This window comes from Polaromonas sp. P1_F2 (genome assembly GCF_056405735.1).
Window position 1 is genome coordinate 1 of the sequence record NZ_JBFUBN010000028.1, and the last position, 1,196, is coordinate 1,196.

The 1,196-nt window shown below is 62.1% G+C and carries 1 protein-coding gene; it reads left to right on the forward strand.

The annotated features are described in order from the left end of the window. Positions 1–5 precede the first annotated feature (5 nt). Positions 6–1,196, forward strand: a complete 1,191-nt coding sequence (gene tuf / locus AC1D0O_RS25030; protein ID WP_477656186.1) for an elongation factor Tu — start codon at positions 6–8, stop codon at positions 1,194–1,196.

Consider the following 1,196-nt stretch of genomic DNA (forward strand, 5'->3'; position numbering starts at 1 on the left):
GAAAAATGGCAAAAGGCAAATTTGAGCGGACCAAGCCGCACGTCAACGTAGGCACGATCGGCCACGTGGACCATGGCAAGACGACGCTGACGGCGGCGATCACGACCGTTCTGGCGTCCAAGTTCGGCGGCGAAGCCAAGGGCTACGACCAAATTGACGCGGCGCCCGAAGAAAAAGCGCGCGGTATTACGATTAATACCGCCCACGTTGAATACGAAACCGCGAACCGCCACTACGCCCACGTGGACTGCCCGGGCCACGCCGACTATGTGAAGAACATGATCACCGGCGCCGCCCAGATGGACGGCGCGATCCTGGTGTGCTCGGCCGCTGACGGCCCCATGCCCCAGACCCGCGAGCACATCCTGCTGGCCCGCCAGGTGGGCGTGCCTTACATCATCGTGTTCCTGAACAAGTGCGACATGGTCGACGACGCCGAGCTGCTCGAACTCGTTGAAATGGAAGTGCGCGAGCTGCTGGACAAGTACGACTTCCCCGGCGACAAGACCCCCATCATCCACGGCTCGGCCAAGCTCGCCATGGAAGGCGACAAGGGTCCCCTGGGTGAAGAGGCCATCATGAAGCTGGCCGAAGCACTCGATACCTACATTCCCCTGCCGGAGCGCGCAGTTGACGGCGCCTTCCTGATGCCTGTGGAAGACGTGTTCTCCATCTCCGGCCGCGGCACCGTCGTGACCGGCCGTGTCGAGCGCGGTGTGGTCAAGGTCGGCGAGGAAATCGAGATTGTCGGTATTGCCGACACGCAAAAGACCACCTGCACCGGCGTGGAAATGTTCCGCAAGCTGCTGGATCAGGGCCAGGCCGGCGACAACGTCGGTATCCTGTTGCGCGGCACCAAGCGCGAAGACGTGCAGCGCGGCCAGGTGCTGTGCAAGCCCGGCTCCATCAAGCCGCACACGCACTTCACCGGCGAGATCTACGTCCTGAGCAAGGACGAAGGCGGCCGCCACACGCCTTTCTTCAACAACTACCGCCCCCAGTTCTACTTCCGCACGACGGACGTGACGGGTGCGATCGAGTTGCCAGAAGGCAAGGAAATGGTCATGCCAGGCGATAACGTGTCGATCACCGTCAAGCTGATCAACCCGATCGCCATGGAAGAAGGCCTGCGTTTCGCCATCCGCGAAGGCGGCAAGACCGTCGGCGCCGGCGTCGTTGCCAAGATCATTGCGTAA